Below are 20,052 nucleotides of genomic sequence, written 5' to 3'. Positions count from 1 at the left end.
CCTTACTTTGTATCTCTTATACATCTAATATATTTTTTCTTATGTCTACTATCAAAATATGCTGTTCCACTTATAAAATGCATATAATCAGCATAATACCATAGTGTTCTCCAATGGGCTTTATTTGCCCAATATCCATCTGGAACGTTATATCTAAAAGCTCTATTAATATAATTTAACTCATTTTTCTTATCAACTATTAATTTAAACTCTTCAATATCAGGAATTCTCCAATTAAAAAAACCTGCATGTTTTAAGTTTTGGCAATATATTGGTGCTTGTTCATGGGTTTTTTTAATTTTTATAACACTAATATCATCTTGCCACATCAAATTATTTTTTTTGTCAATTACTACTTTTAAATTATGGTTTCTTTGAAAATTATTTGCATACAAAGAACCAACAATTAATAAGAAAAATATCAGTTTCACTATTTAGCCTTTATACTAAATTTACCCTTTTCTAACTGTCTTGTTACACTTTTTTCAAAAAGCTCAATATCAATTTTATAACCTGTTTTAAAAACAAGTCCTACAAGCTCTTTATGCTCTATTTTTTCTTCATTTGAACTATTATGTTTCTTCCATTGTTCAAATTTATGTTCATAAGAGTTTAAAATCTCTTTTTCAAACTTACTTCTTGTAAATATTAAGTATATTACCAAAATTATTAAAATAAGAAAAGGTATAAGTAAATCAAGACTCACAATAATTTCTCACTTCTTTGTCTATTTCATAAATATCATCTATATTATTTATAATTGGTTTATTAAATCTATTCACTGCATCAAGTGTAATTTTGGATACATCTAAAAAGCCTATTTGACTATTTAAAAACTTAGAAACAGCAACTTCATTTGCAGCATTTATTACAACTCCTAGGTCAGGATTGCTTAAAACTTCATCTTTTATTTGCCAAATTGGATATCTATTTTCTTCTATTTTTTTAAACTCAAAAGAAGCAACATCAAGTAAATCAACTGGCTTTAAAATTGGCTCTTCAACTTTTCCTAAAATTGCATATGCAATTGGAAGTTGCATTGATGCATTTGCAATATGTGCTGTTGTACTTCCATCTGTAAAATTTATTAGTGCATGAATAAGTGATTTTGTTTCAATTATCGCATCTAATTTTCTTGTATTAAACAACCACTTTGCTTCAAGTAATTCAAACATTTTATTTGTCATTGTAGCACTATCAATAGTAATTTTATTTCCCATTGACCAATTTGGGTGTTCCAATGCTTCTTTAATAGATACATTTTTTAAATCATTTATATCATAGTCTCTAAAAGAGCCTCCACTTGCAGTAATTAGCATAGAGTCAACTTTTTTATTTTGTAATAAATACCATAAACCAAAGTGTTCACTATCAATTGCACTTAAATTTGTTTGATCTATAAATTTTCCTGCTACAACTAAAGACTCTTTATTTGCTAAAGCTAATTTTTTACCACATTTTATCGCTTTTAATGTTGGTTTTAATCCTAAAAAACCAACTAATGCATTTACTACTGTTTTAGAATTACTATTTTCAATAGCATCTAAAATTGCACTTTCTCCAAAAAAAACATTTTGATGATTTACATCTTTTATATGTTCTTTTTTTGCTATTACAACTCTTTTGGGATTAAACTCTTTTATCTGTTCATTTAAAAGTTTAATATTAGTACCTGCAACTAGAACCTCAACATCTAAATTAAACTTTCTTGCAACATTTAGAGTATTTACCCCAATTGAGCCTGTACTTCCTAATACTATCAAACTGCTGCTCTTAATACAACTAACATTACAACTGAGGCGAATAAGTATCCATCTGTTCTATCTAATACTCCACCATGACCTGGTAATATGTCTCCACTATCTTTAACCTTAGCCTCTCTTTTTAAATAACTTTCAAATAAGTCCCCAAAAATAGAAGCAATTGCTACTATAAATGAAATTAAAAAAGCTTGAAAATATGAAATATTTGAAATTGCAAAAAGTGCTCCAATTAAAGAACCAAATATTACTCCAGCAATTACTCCCTCAAGTGTTTTATTTGGACTTGTTTGGCAAAACTTTGTTTTCCCAATACTTTTTCCAATAAAATATGCACCTGTATCTGTAGTTGCAACTATAAATAAAATCCACCACAGAATTTGTATTCCAAAATCATTGTAAAGGGATAATAAAATTAAAAATGAAGCCAAAGGATAAAGTAATGGTAAAAAAGTTTTTTTATCAATATCTTTTGTATATGCTAAAACAGAAGCAATGATTACTAAAGCTAAAAAAATCAAATTTTCAGAATCTTTATAAAAATAAGCTATAAGCCATGAAATTAAAGCTATTTGATAAACAATATAGCTTTTTACTTGAAATAGTTTCATTGCTTCACTTACTCCAACTATCATAAAAATTCCTAAAAATAACCATGTGATAAAAAATATATCTAAGTAACTTACTAGCATAAATACTAAAAATAAAACAAGTGCTGTTTTTATCCTTGTTGAACTATCTTTTATTAAATTTGACATTAATTTCCCTAAAAGTAAAATAGTTAAAAGTTTAGCATGTTATCACTTTTGATTTGGTGAAAAATAAGTTTAAGTAATTTAAGTAGAAATTTAGTTGTAATAATAAGAAACCTAAAATTAGGTTTCTTATATTATAAAATACCAGAAAGAGATCTAGTTAATCCCTCAACAAGTTTAGGTTTTGCTTCTGTAAATTCTAAATTTACTTTATTTGCTGTACTAACTACTCTTGTTCTAAAGATTTTCCATCTTGCATTTTTAGTATTGATTTTTTGATTAACATTTGCAGACATACCTTGTTTTGAATTGGCATTTGCGTTTTGAATAATTGTTTCACCTTCTAAGGGTCTTTGTCTAATCTCTACATCAGTTATCATTGTATAATAAGTGTCATCAACCATTGCATCTGCAACAGAAGCAACTAAACCACCAATAAGTCCACCAGCTGCATATGATTTAGCACTATTTGCTCCACTTGCAGCTGCGATTCCTGCTCCTAGAACAACTCCACCAAATCCAGACTCTAGTGCACTTCTTGCTGTTCTTGCATCACTTTTACCAACTTGAAGTAAGTTAGCTTGAACCATAAATTGTGCTTCTTTTGGATTTCTAGTAATTTTAAATCCTCTTTTTTCAAAAGCAGTTTTAACTTCACTTTCTACATCGATAGCTTTATCAGTAGTATTTCTAACTCTTACATAAACGATTTGCTTTTCTGGAGCAACTGGCTCTAAGAAAATTGAGTCACTCATTTTTGTTTGAACATCTAAGTTTCTTTTCTTAATTGCCGTATGTAAAGCTCCACAACCTGTAAATAACGAGATAATAAAAATTGAACTTAAAGTAAGTAATCCAATTTTAATATAACTTTTCAATATTTCCTCCTTGATATTGGTCATGAAATATTATCAAAAAAGTCATAAAATATTCTAAAAAATAAAGATATGTTTAAGTAAAAATTCATTATTTTTTTATTTTCTCATAAAAAAATTATATTTAAAAATAAATAATTATATATCAACTTCAATTGTTGTATAAGGATTATATAAAACATTTGAGCCACTTTGAATTTTTACATTTCTTCTTTGCGTATAATCAATTAAATAATTTCCTGAGAACTCTACTGAAAACTTTGCACATAATTGGGCTGCTTTTACTATTACCTCATCTGGAATTGTTTTTTTACTATTTTGAACTATTACATGGCAAGATGTTCTATCTTTTAAATGAAACCAAAAATCACTTGCTTTTGAGTTTTTTAATAAATAAATATTTTCTCGTTCATTTCTACCTAGCATTATTTTATAACCATTGAAAAAGAAATTTTCATAATTTTGTTGTTTTACTGTTTTTGTTTGATTCTTTTGTTTTTTAGGTAATAAAAACTCTAATTCATCAATATTTGTACATTTTTGTACATTTGATTTCATTTTTAATAAAAATTCATATTTTTGCATTAAGCTACTTTTTTCAATTGAGATATTAAGTGCTTTTTGTTTTAATCTTTTTGCTTTTTTAAATAATTCATTTGAATATGTTGAAGCATTCATGCTAGATTGCAACTCAATTTTAATTTTATTTCCTTCATAGTCATTGGTTTCTAAAGTTTTTTGATAGGGTTTTATACTATGTAAATTACTTAAAATTATACTTGCATTTTTGTATAATAAATTTGATTCTTCTGTTAGTTTTTCTTTTTGAGGAAGTGAATCAATTAAATCTTTAAGTTTTTTTAATTTCTTTTGTATTCCTACTATTTTTTGTTTTTTTAAATTATCTAAAAAGTTTTGTTCTTTTGTTTCATAAACTTTATATAAATACTCTTCAATATTCTCTTCATGTCCTTGTACAAATTGAAACTTTTGCCTTGGTATCTCATCTAGTTTATGCCCTGTTTTTACAATTCTACTTGAAGAGAACTCATCAACATGTCTTAATGCTTCTAAAACTACTCTATCTTCATCTAAAATAATAATATTTGTATGTTTTCCAGTAAATTCTAGTTGTAAAATTGTTGTTAGCTTCTTGTAAGATGAGGATGAATTTACTTTAATATTTATTACTTTATCTTCATTGTATATATTTATATATTCAATTTTTGAATTTGTAAACCTTTTTTGAAGCAATACATCAAAAGGTGCATTATAATCTTTTTTAGCATTTGCTCTATCTTTTTTCTTATAAATTAGACTTTGCCCCTTAGTCATATCAAAATATAATGTGTTATTATTATTAAATTCAATTATAATTATATTATTGTCAATTCGCTTTATAAGCTTTATAATATGGGCGTTTTCTTTCAAATATTCTACTACTTGTTTTAATAAAAAGTACTTCACAATTAATTCACTTTATGTTATAATATTTTCGTCTTGGTTTTTTATATTAATAAAATATAATTGTACCCAAATTTAAATTAGGAGAAATTACAATGACAAAATTCGCAAAAATAGCTCTTGCTGCTGCATTAGTACTAGGAGTAGCTGCATCAACTGCATCAGCAGATTCAAGAAAAGGACAAAAGATTTTTATTAAAAAATTAAAATCTCCTTGTGGAATGAATGGAGATAAATTCGCTGCAAAACATTCACAAGATGAATGGAAAGAGATTAAAGATTCTGGAAATTTTGAAAATGAAATAATTAAAATATGTCCAAAAGTAAAAAAAGGTTCAATTAAACAAAGTTGGCAAGATCATCTTTTTGATTTTGCATATGACTATGCAAATGATTCAGGAAATGTTCCATCTTGCTAATCTTATAAAATATTTTTAAGGGAAGTAGCTTATGTTACTTCCCTTTTTTTATGTTTATTATAATAAAAAATAATACTTCATTAAGCACCTATTAAAAGCTAAAGTTATATAATAATTATAAGATAAATAAAAATCACTACTATAAGTTTTGATTATTATTTTTATAACACACAAAGGGACAAGATATGAAAAAGACTATAATAGGACTTTCTACCGCTGTAGCATTAAGTAGTTCTTTATTTGCTTCTGATACATCAAATAATGAAATGCTTAAACAAATACAATTATTAAAAAAACAAATACAAATGCTTGAAACAAAACTAAATTCAAACGAAACTAAAGTATCTAATCTAGAGAAAAGCTTTACAGATAAAAGATTTACGAAACTTGAAAAAAATGTTGATAGAAATTCAAGAAAAATTCAAGATGTTAAAGCACATGATGCTGGTGATAACATTAAGTGGGATATTGATTTTAGAACTCAATATGATAATGTTCAGTACAAATTAGGAAATGGTAAAAAAGTTTCAAATGAAGCGATTTTTTCAAATAGACTTTGGTTAGGAATGAAATTCCAAGCTGATGATAATTCAATCTTCTATGGAACACTATCATATAACAAACTTTTTGGAGATAATAAAGTTGATACTCCAAATAATGCCAACTTTGATTGGGTTACAAATGAAGCTGCTACAAATGATAATAGCCTAAAAGTAAAAGAGGCTTATTGGTTATATAAAAATGACTCATTTTTAGGAAATAGTGATGTTTCTTGGACTGCAAGTGTTGGAAGAAGACCTTCAACTGATGGATTAGGAATAAACTTTAGAGCTGATCAAAGTAGAAAATCAGCACTATCACACACTGTAAATGTTGAGTTTGATGGAGCTAGTGCAAGATTTAACCTTGACAAAATAACAGGTGTTAGTGGTATGTGGCTTAAGTTTTGTGCAGGAAGAGGTCTTACAAATGCAAAACTTAGATTCTCTGCTGATGGTTTAGATTATATGAAAGATAATGACACATCAGAAAATGTTGACATGGCTGGAGTTATTTTTGTTCCTTATGATGATGGGCAATACTCTATTCACATGAACTATGCAAAAGCTTGGAACTTAATAGGTATGGAAGGGAGCATTGACAATAAAGGAAATGCAAGTCCAACAACAGGTAAATTTGATAATTTCGGTGATATACAATTAGCTACTGTTATGTTTAAAGCATGGGGTATTGGAAGTGGAATTTCAGACTTTTTAGATGATACCACTATTTTTGCTTCATATGCCATGAGTAAAACAAGTCCTGATGGAGGTAATGCGATGCTTGGTTCTACAGATTCTGAAACTGGTCACTCATTTTGGATTGGAGCAAATATGCCTTGTCCAATAACTGATAGTGCAAGAGTAGGAATTGAATGGAATAAAGGTAGTAAATACTGGAGACCTATGACTTATGGTGAAGATACTATGGCTGGAAGTAAAATAGCAGCACGTGGTACGGCATGGGAAGTTTATAGAAATCAAAAGTTAACTGATGCTTTAAGTTTTTCTCTTAGATATACACATATAAAATATGATTATGCAGGAAGTAATGGTTTCTTTGGAGACTTAGGTGAACCAACAAATATTAGAGATAATAATGTTGAAGAAGCACAAAATATTACAGCAAATATTAGATATAGATTCTAGTTTTGTAGATAGAGTCTTATTTTAAAGAGACTCTATCTAAATTTACAATTGTAGTTTCAGCAATATTCATCATAGCAATATTTACTTTTTTAAACTCTTCATCTTTTACTTCCAATAAAAGTTTATCATACATATTTGCATAAGGAAAAATTGTAAAATAAATAAACTCTTTGGAATCTCTTTCTTTATCTAATTCTTTAAACCATACAGCAAGCAATGCTAAATACAACATAGCTGGATTAAAAGTACTATTTTTACTTAAATACTTTGATATCTCTTTATTTATAAAGTTATATGCATTTAAAACTGCTTTTATTCTATAGTGATTTCTATTTTTAAGATAATGCTCACTATCAAAAGTGACATTATTAATCTGTTTTAAAATATCTTCACTTATAGAATTGATATATTTATCAACTTTTTCATCTATATCAAAAATCTTTTCACTACTATCTTTATATGTAGTTATTAAATCTTTGCAAAACAATAATAAGGCTTCTGTTTTTATCTTCGATAAGTTTAAAATCATTCCATATTCTACCTAAAATTTATTAATAACCTAATATTAAGATTAAATTTAAGTGCAAATGCGCTAAAATGTACGAAATTCTATAAAATTGCAAATGCAAAATTTATTAAGAAAAGGAAATTATTGGAACCAATTGGTGTATTAAGTGAAGGTAAAATTTATGACCTTCAAACTGCGGAAGCTTTAAATATAACTGGAGAAGAGATAAGAAATGATAACTCTGTTGAATCTTTAGAAATATTAAGACACTCTTGTGCACACCTTATGGCACAAGCGATTAAAGAGTTATATCCAGAAGCTAAATTCTTTGTTGGTCCTGTTGTAAAAGAGGGATTTTATTATGATTTTAAAGTAGATTCTAAAATAACGGACGAAGATCTACCAAAAATCGAAAAGAAAATGAAAGAGCTTGCAAATGCAAAGCTACCAATTCAAAGATATGAAACAACCAAAGATGAAATTCTAAAAAAGTTTGCAAACGATGAACTTAAACAAGCAGTATTAAAAAATATTACTGATGATACCTTAACAGTATATAAACAAGGTGATTTTGAAGACTTATGTCGAGGTCCTCATGTTCCTAACACTAGAATGATTAGAAGTTTTAAACTAACAAGAGTAGCAGGTGCTTATCTTGGAGGTGATGAAGAAAACGAAATGATCACTAGAATTTATGGAATCGCATTTTTTGATAAAAAAGAGTTAAATGATCACGTAAGAATGCTTGAAGAAGCAAAAAAAAGAGATCATAGAAAACTAGGAACTGAGCTTGAACTATTTACATTCAATGATGAAGTTGGAGCTGGTCTTCCTATGTGGTTACCAAATGGAGCAAGACTTAGAAGTAAATTAGAAAAAATTCTTTATAAAGCTCATAGAGTAAGAGGTTATGAACCTGTAAGAGGTCCAGAGATTTTAAAAGCTCAACAATGGGTAACATCTGGTCACTATGAAAACTATAAAGAGAATATGTATTTAACACAAATTGATGGACAAGAGTATGGTATTAAGCCTATGAACTGTGTTGGTCATATTCAAATTTTCAAAAATGATTTAGTTTCATACAAAGATTTACCTAAAAAACTTTTTGAATATGGTGTTGTTCATAGACATGAAATGAGTGGAGCAATGCATGGGCTTTTTAGAGTAAGAGAATTCACACAAGATGATGCACATATTTTCTGTACTCAAGCACAAGTAAAAGATGTTATTATTGAAGTTTTAGAATTTGTTGATAAACTATTAAGTCTATTTGATTTTAAATATGAAATGGAAGTATCAACAAAACCTAAAAAAGCAATAGGTGATGATGAGTTTTGGGAAAAAACAACAAAAGGTATTATGGATGCCTTAGATGAGAACAAACTACCATATGGAATTGATGAAGGTGGAGGAGCATTTTATGGTCCAAAAATCGATATTAAAATTCTAGATGCTATTGGTAGAAAATGGCAATGTGGTACAGTTCAAGTTGATATGAACTTACCAAGTAGATTTAATGTAGAATATATAAACGATAAAGGGGAAAAAGAACAACCTGTGATGATTCATAGAGCAATTTTAGGTTCTTTTGAAAGATTTATTGGTATTCTTACAGAACATTGTGCTGGTGAGTTTCCATTTGTTATTGCTCCAACAGAAGTAATCCTTGTTCCAATTGCAGATACTCATGTTGAATATGCAAAATCTTTGCAAAAAGAGCTTATTCATAATGATATAGATTCTAAGATTTTTGATATGAACGAAAGTTTAAACAAAAGAATTAGAATGGCAGAAAAACAAAGAGTACCAATGATTGTTGTTATTGGAGATGAAGAAGTGGCAAATAACTCTATTGCGTTAAGAGACAGACGAAAGAGAGAGCAATCTAATATGTCTAAAGAGGAGTTTATTTCAATGTTAGAAAAAATTAAAAAAGGATGTGAAGTTTGAGTCGAAACAATAAAAAAGACGAAGTACTAATGAACGAAAACATTACAGCAAAAGAAGTAAGATGTACATCTGATGATGGAACTAATTATGGTATTATTCCAACAAGAGATGCACTTGCAACTGCTGAAGAACTAGGGCTAGACTTAGTTTTAATTGCAGCTACTGCTAAGCCACCTGTTGCAAAAATCATGGATTATGGTAAATTTAAATACCAACAAGAAAAAAAGAAAAAAGAAGCAAAGAAAAAACAAAAAGTTATTGTTGTTAAAGAAGTAAAATTTTCTGTTAAAATTGCAGATAATGACATTAACTATAAAGTTAAACATGCTATTGAATTTCTTGAAAAAGGATTCCATGTTAAATGTAGAGTTTTCTTAAAAGGTAGAGAGATGGCTCACCCAGAAGCTGGTGCTGAAGTTCTTGAAAGAATTTGGCCTATGCTTGAAGACTATGGGGTAAGAGATGCAAAACCTAAACAAGAAGGAAGATTTGTTAATATGATGGTTCTTCCTAAAAAAGAAGATAAAAACAATTCTTAATTTTAGAAGAGATTTTTCTCTTCTAAATCACTATATTTAAACTTATTTTAAGCTAATTTTAAGTAAAATCACAAACTTTTTCAATAATAATGAAAATGCAAATTTAAAGAAAGGATTCCACAATGCCAAAGATGAAATCTAATAGTGGAGCTTTAAAGAGATTTAAAGTGAAAAAAAATGGTTCTATTAAAAGAGGTTCAGCTTTTAGAAGCCATATTTTAACTAAAAAAAGCCCTAAGACAAAAAGAAATCTTAGAAGTGAACAAACTGTTGCATCTGTTGATAATGCAAGAGTTAAAAAAATGTTAAACAAAGCGTAATAAAAAAATTACTTAGTCCCTCCACAATTGTGGATAAGTTCGATTAAATAATCGACACCTATAAATAATGGTAAAGAAAGGAAAGATATGCCTAGAGTTAAAACTGGTGTAGTTAGAAGAAAAAGACATAAAAAAATATTAAAACAAGCCAAAGGTTTTTTTAGTGGTAGAAGAAAACACTTTAGAAAAGCCAAAGAGCAAATTGAGCATTCATTAGTATATGCTTATAGAGATAGAAGACAAAAGAAAAGAGATTTCAAAAAGCTTTGGATTATAAGAATCAATGCTGCTTGTAGACTAAATGATATTAATTATTCAAGATTCATGAATGGATTAAGATTAGCTAATATTGAATTAGATAGAAAAATCTTAGCTGATATGGCTATGAATGATGCTGCAGCTTTTGCATCATTAGTAGTAAAAGCAAAAGATGCTTTAGCAACATAATTAAATTTGCAAATTAAATATTTAAAAGGAAGATGAGTAACTCATCTTCCTTTTTTTATTTCTTATTAACAAGAAGGAACATTTCCTGAATCACTTGCATAATTATATAAAAAGTCATATACATGTGGTAAATAACTATTTTTAAGTGGCTTTGCCTTAGGACAAATTTCCAATATTTCATCATTTAAAGTTTTTGATTCAAATTTAGCTTTCCACTCATCTTGAGTATGTTTTTTTGCTAATACAGCTCCTGTAAATCCACAATCTTTTTTTAACTTCTTAATGATAATTTTTTGCCCTTTTAGTGCATCTGCTTGTGCAGATATAGTAAACATTGAACTTGCAATAAGACAAACTGCTGTTGCTTTTAATAATTTTTTTAACATTTAATATCCTTTTTTTAATTTATTTTCTATTTTTAACCTAATGGCTCATTAACTTCAATTTTACAATCATTACCTTTGCAATCTATATTTGCATCAAAATAGAATATCTCTGATAAGTCATACTCAGCTTCTTGTAGTTTTGTCCAAGCTTCTAAAGATCTTCCACCTGCTGTACAATTAAATATAACACTTTTATCTTTTGGTAATTTTTCATATAACTCTTTTGCAGTTAAATCACCTGCTGTTATATTAATTGATCCAATTAAATGTCCTGATTTAAACTCTTCTTTTGATGTTACATCAACAATTTGAATATTTGCTGGTACTTTTTTTTCTAAAATAAGTTTTTTTATCCACTCACCATCAACTGTTCCCTCATCTAAACCTAACATAACACCATTTTTACTAAACTTTGGTTTTGTATCAGATGTTTCAGTTGTAATTTTTGATGCTCCTGATGCTGTTGTTGCAAGTCCAGCTTTTTTCCATTCTGGCAAGCCTCCTGCATAAACAGAAACATTTGTATATCTAGTTTCAATTAATTTATTTGCAACTTTATGTGATTTTGTACAACTATATCCACCACAAAATACAAGAATTTTCTCATCTTTATTAGAAGGAAATCTTCCAATTAATGAATCTATTTTTGTATCAGGAATTGCAATGGCTCCTGGAATTGTTTCTTGTAATGTTTTTTTATAAGGTCTTGCATCTACAATTAATCCTGAATTTTTAGCCTGTACACTTTTTGCAACTGCTATAGACACTTCCGTATACGATTTCTTTGCCCATTCAGGTTCACCTGCTTGATAAAGTACAACATTTTTAAAACCCTCTTTCTTAAGCATTGCTGCAACTTTTGGACTTTTACCACATTTCCATCCACCACAAAATACTATAAGCTCTTTATCTTTTGCAGTATCTTTTAACTGAACAACAAACTCTTTAAATTTTGTATCAGGTATATTAATACTTGATGGAATTGTACTTTTTTTATATTGTGCTTCTGGTCTTGCATCAACTAAAATAGATTTTGCAGTAGTTTTTGTTCCACCATTTACTGCTTTTTTTGTATATTCAAAACCTACTACTTTTAAATCATTTTTCTTAATTAACTTTTGTACTTTTGCACTTGCTTTTTCAAGTGATTGACCTTGTGCAGCGAATACACCCGAAACAGATAAACTCGCAGTTAAAACAACTGCTACTAAAAACTTTGTAACTTTCATAACTTCTCCTTAAATTGTGTTATTAATGAACATCTCTTTGTTTAGTAATTGAAAATAGAGTATCAACTAATTTAAATATAAATATAGCTACTCCAACAGAACCCACAACAATAAATATCTCACCCAAATGAGGGCTAACATAGTTAAAATTTGTTGTCAAACTATAAAAGTCATACTTTTCATATCCTACACCAAATCTATTTGTTAAAGGATTTGCATTTCCTCCATAAACAAATAAGTATCTTCCGATATATCCTCCTATAATTACTGAGATTGAAGCTGGTATTATGTATGATCTATCTGGTTTTACTAAAAGTAAAAAAGGTAAAACAAGAGCAAAAAGAACATATCCTCCAAAAAATAACACTCTAAATTCACCAAATAATATTATAAAGGCCCAATCTTTATCAATTACTAAGTAACCTACTACCTCATATATGGCTAATAAATACAAGAAAAAAAGCATACTTTTTCTTATTAAAGACATTAATTCTTTATAGCCTTTTTTATTCTTATGTACTAAATATGATAATATCCCCATTACACCTAAAGATGATACAAATGCTGATATTATAAAGTACCACATTAATCCAGGGAACTCCGTCCAAAAATGTCTTGCAGTATTCATAGAAAATAACTTTGCTTGAATATAATATTCAACTAAATCCACACCGATACTTAAAACTAAAATAGGGAATGCAAGTTTCCTTGCTAACTCTCTTTTATTTGTAAGTATTAAATATATTTCAAATAATACAAATGGAATATATGTAAAATAAAGAGGTAACATCAACCACATACCCGCATTTGTATTTGGATCTAAAAACATCCATTTCATATTTAGCATGTTTAAATCAGTTGCAATTGTAAATAATCCTGCAAAAACCATTGCAAGACCTGCTACCATAAATGAAGCAGCTAATTTTTCTACAATTTTAAAATTTAATAATTCTGCTAATGCAACTAGAAATATGATTCCACTTCCTGTATAAATCATATACATATAATTTGAGATGAATAGCGTCCAAGGAACTTCTCTACTTACTTCACCTACATTTCCAAATATTGCACTTTTTAAAGCTTCTTTTAACTCTGGGTTAAAAGGATCTAAACTCATTGAATGAGTAGATGCAACTTTTGTAAAATATCTTAATTCATAAATCTCATATATACCATATATAGCAAAGGCTATTAATACATATGATAAAAGCATAATCTTATTTAAAAACATATCTTTAAAAGAGGCTTTATTTATCTCAAGCCCTGCAATCGTAAACTTTTCCATAATTACCCCCTTATACCTCTATATTTTTCTAAATACTCATCCCACGTGTATATTTTAGTTTCATGAGAGATACTTTGTCTTGCATAATTTTCTGAATCAGGAACAATATAAAAAAGTTTTGGTCGTGTATTTGATTTCTCTTTTAAAAAGAAAAATCTTTTTTTCTTTAATAGTTTTACTAAATCACTATTATCATCATCTAAATCTCCAAACATTCTTACATTTGTTGGACAAGTTGTTTGACAAGCTGTTGTTCCATACTCTTCAATTCTATGATCACAAAATGTACACTTATCTACAGCAACTTTTGTATCATCTACAAATCTAGCATCATAAGGACAAGCTTCCATACAACCTTTACATAAGATACATTTTTTATAATCAACTTGAACTATTCCACCTGCACCAACATAACTAGCATTGGTAGGACATACACTAACACAAGGAGCAGTTTCGCAATGATTACACTGTGAGGGATATAAATTGATAAATGATTTATCAAATATACTTCCTTCAACAATACCAACCCATATTCTTTGTTTATTTGCACCTAATTGCACACCATTTTCTTCTTTACATGCAGTTTCACATGCTTTACAATTTATACAATTTTGATAATCTAAAGCCATCGCATAATTCATAATCAAACCTTTCTAATTGAAACAATAGTTTCATGCATAATTGCACTTCCAAACACTGGTTCTATTTCATCTTCAATTATCTCATTATCACTTGCTCCATTTCTATTTGCAAATGTCATTCCAGAAGAGTTAGAGCCAAATCCATGAATATAAAAAACTGTATTTGCAACTATTTTATCAGTAGGAAATGCTTTTATTTGTATTGTTCCTACACTGCTTTTTATCTCTACTAAATCTGCGTGTTTAATCCCTTTTTTCCTAGCGTCTTTTTCATTTATCCAAACATAATTTTCTGGCATTAATTCTAATAACATTACATTATTTGCTGTTGAGTTTTGTGTAAATTGAGCATGACGACCTGTTATAAATTTGAATTTACCTTTTGGTATCTCTTTGAAATCTTCTTGATGCCATACAGGCATTGGTTCAATACCTTTTTTTGTAAGGTTTTCTAAATAACACTCAATCTTTTTACTTGGTGTTGAAAAAAGTCTTTTAATTTCAGCAATATCTCTTGGATTTATACATGTATCAATATCATCAGAGTCTTCTTCATTTTCTAATTTTACAACTGTGAAAAATTTATCTTTTTCTTTATAATATCTAAAAGAGTTATTATCAATTTTTTCAAAGCTACTTAACATTTTTGGATAAAACACACCTTTTGTATTTAATATTTCCCATGCTTCTTGATTATATTTTTCTAAAAACATCTCTTTATTTACATGTTCTTGTGAATGTTCAAAGGCATCTGCCAAGTTATATCCATTATCTTCATATAACTCTTTAATCTCTTCTTTATTTAATCCTTCTAGTTCATCTTGCAAGTCTTCATCATATTTTTTACTTATTTCAAATAATGGCTTAGATAATTTTTTAGCAAGTCCATGTATAATTTCAACTACTGGTTTTGTTTCATACATAGGATTAATTACTTTTTTTCTTAATGCAATTGAGGGTTCAACTCCAGGAAAAGATTTTACAGGGTCTTCTCTTTCTAAATATGTACACTCAGGAAGAATAACATCAGCCATAATGGCTGTATCACTTGGCATTGTATCAATAACAACTACTAAATCCATTTTCTCAAACATCTCTTTTGTTTTTTTAGTATTTGGAACTGAAAGTACAGGGTTTTGCTTATAAACAAACATTCCTCTTATTGGATATGGTGTTCTTTCTTCAACAATCATATTTCTCCATGCAATCCATGAACCACTTCCTCCAATAATTGCTGCTTCATCTTTTTCTATTCTAGCTTTTGGATTTGAATATAAAGGAGCATTTACATAATGACTTCCAAGAGGTAGTTTTTTACCAAAAACTATTCCACCTTTTACGTCAATTCCTCCTCCAAGTGCAGTAAAAATTGCTTGTGCTCTTCTTAATTGGAAATCATTTTTTGTCCAAGTTGATCTTCTACCTTGATAATAAATAGCTTGTGGTGCATTTGCCATAAACTCTTGGGCAACTTGCTCTATTTCACTTGCAGGAATTCCTGTAATTTTTTCTGCCCATTTTGGAGTATATTCACTATTTAGAACATGTTCTTTATATTTATCAAAATTAGAGAAATTATTTTTTACATAAGTTCTATTATAAAGTTCATTTTTTATTACATGATAAGTCAATGCTAAAACAAAAGCTAAATCAGTTCCTGATTGTATAGCAAGGTAATTATCTGCGTGTATTGCTGTATTTGTAAATCTTGGATCAACAACAATAAGCTTTGTTCCTCTTCCTCTTGTTCTTTTGAAAATATCCATCGTATCAGGAGTAAGTATTGCTTCTGCTCTATTTGCACCTGCCATAATTACATATTTTGCATTTTGCAAATCTGCTTGTCCATATTTTCCTATTGTTAAAGCATATCCAGAAACAGCAGTTTGTAAACAAATAGAAGCATGATTTACAAAGTTTGATGAACCAATTTTATTTGACATAAAAGTTTTAAATGTATGTTCAGCTAAACCCTCACCAGCACAATAACCAAAACATGATCTATTGTCTTTTTCTTCATCTAAAATTTTAGTCATTTTCTCACTAATATAAGAATATGCTTCATCCCAAGTTACTCTTTTATATTTTCCATCCCCTCTTTTTCCAATTCTAATTAAAGGATATTTTAATCTATCAGGATCATATAGTGCTTGAATACCAGCATTCCCTCTAGCACAAAGCATATTTTGTGATTTTGGAAAATGAGGATTTGGTTCAAGTTTAGTTACTATATTATTCTCAACCCTTGCATAAGCAGCACATTTATTAACACACATTTCACATAGTGTTGGTATAAGCTTTACATCTTTATTATTTGATGTTTTTGTTGTACCAAGACTTATTTTATCTTGTTTTGATGTGTCTTTACAAATTGCACTTGAACTTGCAATTACTGATAATGCAACCGTTCCTTGGAGAAATTTTCTTCTTGAAATTTCAACTTGCATTTCTCACTCCTTCTTAATATTATTTGTTAATGTTATAACTTTAGCACAGTTTAATATAAATTATTCTTATTTATGAATGAATATTCAGTTTATTTTTCAAAATTTCCTTATTTTTTAACTTTTATAAGAAATTTTTATATTATTTTAATATTAAATATTTTTTTTTCTTATAATATAGCCTTTTAAATAGTCTGATTTTTGTAATAAAAAAATTATTGTAATAAATTTTTATCCTTAGATATTATTATTACTTATTATTTAGTATTTTTTTAAATAGTTTTGTAAGAAGTTGTATAAAGATAATAAAAATAGATATTACTAAGAATATCAAAAATGAATAAAGTAAAGGATGATAAGGTAAAGGATGATAAAATAAGTTTTTTAGATGAGATATTGGAGAATTAAGCCATTTATCTATATGTATTATAAAAGAAGATAATATAAATACAATAACATACAATATTGTTAATTTTTTTAGATTTTTCATTTTTTCTCAATTCAAATAAAGCAGATAACTGCTTTATTTGTTATAAAATTGTGTGTATATATATTCTGCCATTTCTTTAGGAGTATATTTCATACCTTTTTTTTCTATGATTGAATGATTACGTTCCATAATATCATGATTTGTACCTGATGATTGTGTTAGCGTTTTATCTTGAATATCAACCAATTCTAATTCTAAGTCATGAAGCAATTTATTATTAAGTGCTGGTGCATTTTTACTAACAATACCTTGTGCTTTTTTACCATGACATTTTGAACACATTTGTTCATATATTTCTGAGACAGTGTATTTTTTATTTTTTTTATAACTTTTTGCATTTTTATTAAAGTTAAAGAAAATATAGTTTGCCATCTTTTTAGGGTCGTAGTTCATACCTTTTTGTATAATTACTTTCATATTATGTTGCATTACATCATGATTTGTACCTGATGATTGATATGAAGCTCCACTTTTTAAATCAAATAAACTTATCTCTAATTCATTTAAATCAATATTATTTAAAGAAGGAGCACTTTTTTCAACATTACCCTCAGCATTTATTCCATGACATTTAGAACACATTAATGTATATACTTCTTTTGCTGTATATTTATTATTTTGTGCATATAAACCAGATGTTAAAAAACTAATCATAAAAACTAGATACAGTGTTTTATTTACTTGCATTTCAATTCCTTTTAATAATTTATGCTCTACCTGATAACATACCATACATAGTCATAGGTTTTAAGGCATATACTTTTAATAACCACCATATATATCTTTCTTGAGTAGGATCTAAAGGAAATGATGGAGTTGGTTTTTTTGTCCAGTTAAACTCAGCTAACATAACTTTACCAATATCAGTAATTAAAGGACAAACTGTATATCCTTCATATTTTGAAGTTAAAGGTTTTTGTTCCATTAATGAGATTAGATTATCTACTAGAACTTTATACTGTTTTCTAACACTTCCACCTGTTTTTCCCATTGGAACAGCAGCGATATCTCCTATTGCAAATACATTATCATATTTTACATGCTGTAAAGTCTCTTTATTTACAGGAACATATCCTTTTCCTGAACCAACAGGAGATTTACCAATTTCATCAGGTGCTTTCATAGGAGGAGTAATATGCAATAAATCAAAAGGAACTTCAACATCTTGATGTTTTAAAATCATATCATACTCTTCTAAGTCCTCATCCCAAGCACCTTTTTCAAGCCATTTTTTATCAAAAGTTGCAATTTTATTTTTTAAATCAACACCTGTTAAATTATGTTTATAATTCCACTTCATTCCTCTTTGTTTAAACTGCTTTACAATAGCATCATGATACTCTTTAACTCCAAACATAGTTGAACCATTTGGATAAAAAGTTAATTCTGCATTTTCCCTAGCACCTGCTTCTACTAATCTTGAATTAGTAAGATACATTATTTTTTTAGGAGCACCACCACATTTAATTGCTGTATTTGGGTGAGTAAATACTCCTTGCATTTTTTTTGATCCAGTTTTAGCAGCTTCAACAAATTTTTGCATTTGTTCCCATGTTTTAACTGAACTATCAACATTATAAATTGAACAAACTCCAGAATCAGCAAAAGTATCAAGTATTTTTTTTGCACTACCAACCGTTTTAGCTTCACCAATATCTTCTAATCCTTTGATTCTTCCAAAATCAAGAGATAATCCAGCTGCAACAATTAAATAATCATATGAAATATCTTCCCCTGAACCAATTGTTAGCTTATTATTCTCTGGATCAAAAGATACTGCTTTATCAGATATAACTTTTACTCCATTTGGAATGAAGTCTTTTGTGTCATACATAACATCTTCTTTTTCATAAACTCCAGATGCTACTAATGTATTTCCTGGTTGATATGATACTGATTTTGGATTTGGTTCAATTATAGTAATATCAGGATTTGATAATGAATTTGTTAATTTAGCAGCAGTAGAAACACCTGCAAGTCCCCCACCAACAATTACAATTTTTGCTTTAACATCACTAGCTTTTGCAGATGTTGCTGCTTGAGCTTCATTTCCTCCCATTAAAAATGCAGCTGAGCCTAAACCTGCTACTTTAAAAGCATCCCTTCTGGAAATGCCCTCTTTTTTTAATTTAGAGTCTAATAAATCTAATGCGTCATTAAGCTCTTTATTTGCCATGTTGCTTCCTTTTATAAATTTATCTTATAAAAGAAGCATAACTAAAAGTAAATAATATAATACTTAACTATAACTTAAACAAATAATATTTAATATTTACCTAACTTATAATACTCAAAGCTTTTTTGTAGTCTTCTGGGTGGTTGAGATTTATAAATTCATCTTCATTATTAAACTTTACAATCTTTGTTTTAACAGAGTCTAATAAAAAAGATATTTTATGCATGTCCTCTAAAAGCATACTATTCACAACCTTTTTAATATCTTTTGAGAATACACCGCATAAATTATGAACTCTTTTTGTTTGTGCTACTGTAATATCATAATTTTCACTTTGATTTATTAATTCTTTAATTGACTCTATTTTTATTAAAGGTGTGTCAACAGTTATCAAAAAGAATTTATCATAATTATTTGTTTTATTTATAATATTTGCTAAGCCAACTATAGGAGAGTAAATAGAAGATTCTTCCAAAAGTAAATTTGCTTCAAAATCGAATTTATTATTTTTACAAGAAAGATATATCTCTTTAAAATAAGGTTTTAATCTATTATATTGATATTTTGCTAAAGAGGTTTCATTTGCGAATGGAAGAAGAGATTTATCTTCTTTCATTCTTGAGCTTTTCCCACCACATAAAATTATACAAGGTATATCAAATTGTGGTTTCAT

At 28.1% G+C, this 20,052-nt stretch carries 22 protein-coding genes; 6 read left to right on the top strand and 16 right to left on the bottom strand.

What is annotated here, in order from left to right; translation table 11 throughout:
* Window positions 1-2 precede the first annotated feature (2 nt).
* The 6 genes from AMRN_RS01270 to AMRN_RS01245 all read right to left on the bottom strand — a co-directional run bounded on the left by AMRN_RS01270 (window position 3) and on the right by AMRN_RS01245 (window position 4,857).
* Window positions 3-431 (bottom strand): Lcl C-terminal domain-containing protein, encoded by a 429-nt coding sequence (locus AMRN_RS01270; RefSeq protein WP_191282153.1) that lies wholly within the window; start codon window positions 429-431, stop codon window positions 3-5.
* Window positions 431-706: a hypothetical protein gene (locus AMRN_RS01265; protein WP_099311903.1), complete on the bottom strand. Its 276-nt coding sequence runs from the start codon at window positions 704-706 to the stop codon at window positions 431-433. Before AMRN_RS01265 ends, AMRN_RS01270 begins: the two co-directional genes overlap by 1 nt.
* On the bottom strand, window positions 696-1,763 hold the full coding sequence (dxr, locus tag AMRN_RS01260) for a 1-deoxy-D-xylulose-5-phosphate reductoisomerase (RefSeq protein ID WP_099311902.1): 1,068 nt from the start codon (window positions 1,761-1,763) through the stop codon (window positions 696-698). The genes AMRN_RS01265 and dxr overlap by 11 nt, the downstream gene beginning before the upstream one ends.
* Complete coding sequence (locus tag AMRN_RS01255; protein WP_099311901.1) at window positions 1,760-2,518, bottom strand: phosphatidate cytidylyltransferase; 759 nt, start codon at window positions 2,516-2,518, stop codon at window positions 1,760-1,762. The genes dxr and AMRN_RS01255 overlap by 4 nt, the downstream gene beginning before the upstream one ends.
* A gap of 131 nt (window positions 2,519-2,649) precedes the next feature.
* Window positions 2,650-3,393, bottom strand: coding sequence for a complement resistance protein TraT (locus AMRN_RS01250; protein WP_118897338.1), 744 nt, complete (start codon window positions 3,391-3,393; stop codon window positions 2,650-2,652).
* Window positions 3,394-3,528: 135 nt separating this feature from the next.
* Window positions 3,529-4,857 carry an NFACT RNA binding domain-containing protein gene (locus tag AMRN_RS01245; protein WP_099311899.1) on the bottom strand — a complete coding sequence of 443 codons (1,329 nt, stop codon included), beginning with the start codon at window positions 4,855-4,857 and terminating at the stop codon, window positions 3,529-3,531.
* Window positions 4,858-4,949: 92 nt separating this feature from the next.
* On the opposite strand from AMRN_RS01245, the gene AMRN_RS01240 reads away from it, so the two are divergent.
* A complete protein-coding gene (locus AMRN_RS01240; protein ID WP_099311898.1) occupies window positions 4,950-5,273 on the top strand; it encodes a cytochrome C in 324 nt (107 codons plus the stop codon).
* 185 nt (window positions 5,274-5,458) lie between these two features.
* Window positions 5,459-6,961 (top strand): DUF3373 family protein, encoded by a 1,503-nt coding sequence (locus AMRN_RS01235; protein ID WP_099311897.1) that lies wholly within the window; start codon window positions 5,459-5,461, stop codon window positions 6,959-6,961.
* A gap of 16 nt (window positions 6,962-6,977) precedes the next feature.
* Here AMRN_RS01235 and AMRN_RS01230 read toward each other — a convergent pair whose 3' ends face one another.
* On the bottom strand, window positions 6,978-7,490 hold the full coding sequence (locus AMRN_RS01230) for a hypothetical protein (RefSeq protein WP_099311896.1): 513 nt from the start codon (window positions 7,488-7,490) through the stop codon (window positions 6,978-6,980).
* A 123-nt stretch (window positions 7,491-7,613) separates the two neighbouring features.
* Between AMRN_RS01230 and thrS the strand changes: the two genes are divergently transcribed.
* The 4 genes from thrS (at window position 7,614) to rplT (ending at window position 10,728) form a co-directional block, all read left to right on the top strand.
* Window positions 7,614-9,422, top strand: coding sequence for a threonine--tRNA ligase (gene thrS / locus AMRN_RS01225; protein WP_099311895.1), 1,809 nt, complete (start codon window positions 7,614-7,616; stop codon window positions 9,420-9,422).
* Window positions 9,419-9,961, top strand: a complete 543-nt coding sequence (gene infC / locus AMRN_RS01220; protein ID WP_099311894.1) for a translation initiation factor IF-3 — start codon at window positions 9,419-9,421, stop codon at window positions 9,959-9,961. The genes thrS and infC overlap by 4 nt, the downstream gene beginning before the upstream one ends.
* A gap of 122 nt (window positions 9,962-10,083) precedes the next feature.
* Window positions 10,084-10,281: a 50S ribosomal protein L35 gene (rpmI, locus tag AMRN_RS01215; RefSeq protein WP_099311893.1), complete on the top strand. Its 198-nt coding sequence runs from the start codon at window positions 10,084-10,086 to the stop codon at window positions 10,279-10,281.
* Window positions 10,282-10,368: 87 nt separating this feature from the next.
* Window positions 10,369-10,728 carry a 50S ribosomal protein L20 gene (rplT, locus tag AMRN_RS01210; RefSeq protein WP_099311892.1) on the top strand — a complete coding sequence of 120 codons (360 nt, stop codon included), beginning with the start codon at window positions 10,369-10,371 and terminating at the stop codon, window positions 10,726-10,728.
* Window positions 10,729-10,793: 65 nt separating this feature from the next.
* Here the strand turns inward: rplT and AMRN_RS01205 are convergent, their stop codons facing one another.
* The 9 genes from AMRN_RS01205 to mobA form a co-directional block, all read right to left on the bottom strand.
* The gene (locus tag AMRN_RS01205) at window positions 10,794-11,114 is read right to left on the bottom strand and encodes a cytochrome C (protein WP_079578815.1); all 321 of its coding nucleotides are present in this window, start codon (window positions 11,112-11,114) and stop codon (window positions 10,794-10,796) included.
* A gap of 32 nt (window positions 11,115-11,146) precedes the next feature.
* Window positions 11,147-12,343, bottom strand: a complete 1,197-nt coding sequence (locus tag AMRN_RS01200; protein WP_099311891.1) for a rhodanese-like domain-containing protein — start codon at window positions 12,341-12,343, stop codon at window positions 11,147-11,149.
* Between the two features lie 22 nt (window positions 12,344-12,365).
* A complete protein-coding gene (locus tag AMRN_RS01195) occupies window positions 12,366-13,628 on the bottom strand; it encodes a polysulfide reductase (RefSeq protein ID WP_099311889.1) in 1,263 nt (420 codons plus the stop codon).
* Window positions 13,629-13,630: 2 nt separating this feature from the next.
* Window positions 13,631-14,269 (bottom strand): 4Fe-4S dicluster domain-containing protein, encoded by a 639-nt coding sequence (locus AMRN_RS01190; protein ID WP_191282151.1) that lies wholly within the window; start codon window positions 14,267-14,269, stop codon window positions 13,631-13,633.
* 2 nt (window positions 14,270-14,271) lie between these two features.
* Complete coding sequence (locus AMRN_RS01185; protein ID WP_099311887.1) at window positions 14,272-16,716, bottom strand: molybdopterin-containing oxidoreductase family protein; 2,445 nt, start codon at window positions 16,714-16,716, stop codon at window positions 14,272-14,274.
* 247 nt (window positions 16,717-16,963) lie between these two features.
* On the bottom strand, window positions 16,964-17,203 hold the full coding sequence (locus AMRN_RS14110) for a hypothetical protein (protein WP_152031927.1): 240 nt from the start codon (window positions 17,201-17,203) through the stop codon (window positions 16,964-16,966).
* A 33-nt stretch (window positions 17,204-17,236) separates the two neighbouring features.
* Complete coding sequence (locus AMRN_RS01180; protein WP_099311165.1) at window positions 17,237-17,890, bottom strand: c-type cytochrome; 654 nt, start codon at window positions 17,888-17,890, stop codon at window positions 17,237-17,239.
* Window positions 17,891-17,909: 19 nt separating this feature from the next.
* Window positions 17,910-19,379 (bottom strand): NAD(P)/FAD-dependent oxidoreductase, encoded by a 1,470-nt coding sequence (locus AMRN_RS01175; RefSeq protein WP_099311164.1) that lies wholly within the window; start codon window positions 19,377-19,379, stop codon window positions 17,910-17,912.
* A gap of 100 nt (window positions 19,380-19,479) precedes the next feature.
* A complete protein-coding gene (gene mobA / locus AMRN_RS01170; RefSeq protein WP_099311163.1) occupies window positions 19,480-20,052 on the bottom strand; it encodes a molybdenum cofactor guanylyltransferase MobA in 573 nt (190 codons plus the stop codon).

Origin of the sequence: Malaciobacter marinus, from assembly GCF_003544855.1 — a bacterium.
GTDB classification, from domain to species: domain Bacteria; phylum Campylobacterota; class Campylobacteria; order Campylobacterales; family Arcobacteraceae; genus Malaciobacter; species Malaciobacter marinus.
The sequence above is the reverse complement of the archived record's forward strand: the minus strand, read 5'-3'. Positions and strand labels throughout refer to the sequence as shown.

Excerpts from the sequence above, each read along its gene's own strand:
- AMRN_RS01255 (WP_099311901.1), bottom strand. The coding sequence starts at position 2,518 with ATGTCAAATTTAATAAAAGATAGTTCAACAAGGATAAAAACAGCACTT.
- AMRN_RS01240 (WP_099311898.1), top strand. The coding sequence starts at position 4,950 with ATGACAAAATTCGCAAAAATAGCTCTTGCTGCTGCATTAGTACTAGGA.
- AMRN_RS01235 (WP_099311897.1), top strand. The coding sequence starts at position 5,459 with ATGAAAAAGACTATAATAGGACTTTCTACCGCTGTAGCATTAAGTAGT.
- AMRN_RS01230 (WP_099311896.1), bottom strand. The coding sequence starts at position 7,490 with ATGATTTTAAACTTATCGAAGATAAAAACAGAAGCCTTATTATTGTTT.
- rpmI (WP_099311893.1), top strand. The coding sequence starts at position 10,084 with ATGCCAAAGATGAAATCTAATAGTGGAGCTTTAAAGAGATTTAAAGTG.
- rplT (WP_099311892.1), top strand. The coding sequence starts at position 10,369 with ATGCCTAGAGTTAAAACTGGTGTAGTTAGAAGAAAAAGACATAAAAAA.
- AMRN_RS01205 (WP_079578815.1), bottom strand. The coding sequence starts at position 11,114 with ATGTTAAAAAAATTATTAAAAGCAACAGCAGTTTGTCTTATTGCAAGT.
- AMRN_RS01200 (WP_099311891.1), bottom strand. The coding sequence starts at position 12,343 with ATGAAAGTTACAAAGTTTTTAGTAGCAGTTGTTTTAACTGCGAGTTTA.
- AMRN_RS01195 (WP_099311889.1), bottom strand. The coding sequence starts at position 13,628 with ATGGAAAAGTTTACGATTGCAGGGCTTGAGATAAATAAAGCCTCTTTT.
- AMRN_RS01190 (WP_191282151.1), bottom strand. The coding sequence starts at position 14,269 with ATGAATTATGCGATGGCTTTAGATTATCAAAATTGTATAAATTGTAAA.
- AMRN_RS01185 (WP_099311887.1), bottom strand. The coding sequence starts at position 16,716 with ATGCAAGTTGAAATTTCAAGAAGAAAATTTCTCCAAGGAACGGTTGCA.
- AMRN_RS14110 (WP_152031927.1), bottom strand. The coding sequence starts at position 17,203 with ATGAAAAATCTAAAAAAATTAACAATATTGTATGTTATTGTATTTATA.
- AMRN_RS01180 (WP_099311165.1), bottom strand. The coding sequence starts at position 17,890 with ATGCAAGTAAATAAAACACTGTATCTAGTTTTTATGATTAGTTTTTTA.
- AMRN_RS01175 (WP_099311164.1), bottom strand. The coding sequence starts at position 19,379 with ATGGCAAATAAAGAGCTTAATGACGCATTAGATTTATTAGACTCTAAA.
- mobA (WP_099311163.1), bottom strand. The coding sequence starts at position 20,052 with ATGAAACCACAATTTGATATACCTTGTATAATTTTATGTGGTGGGAAA.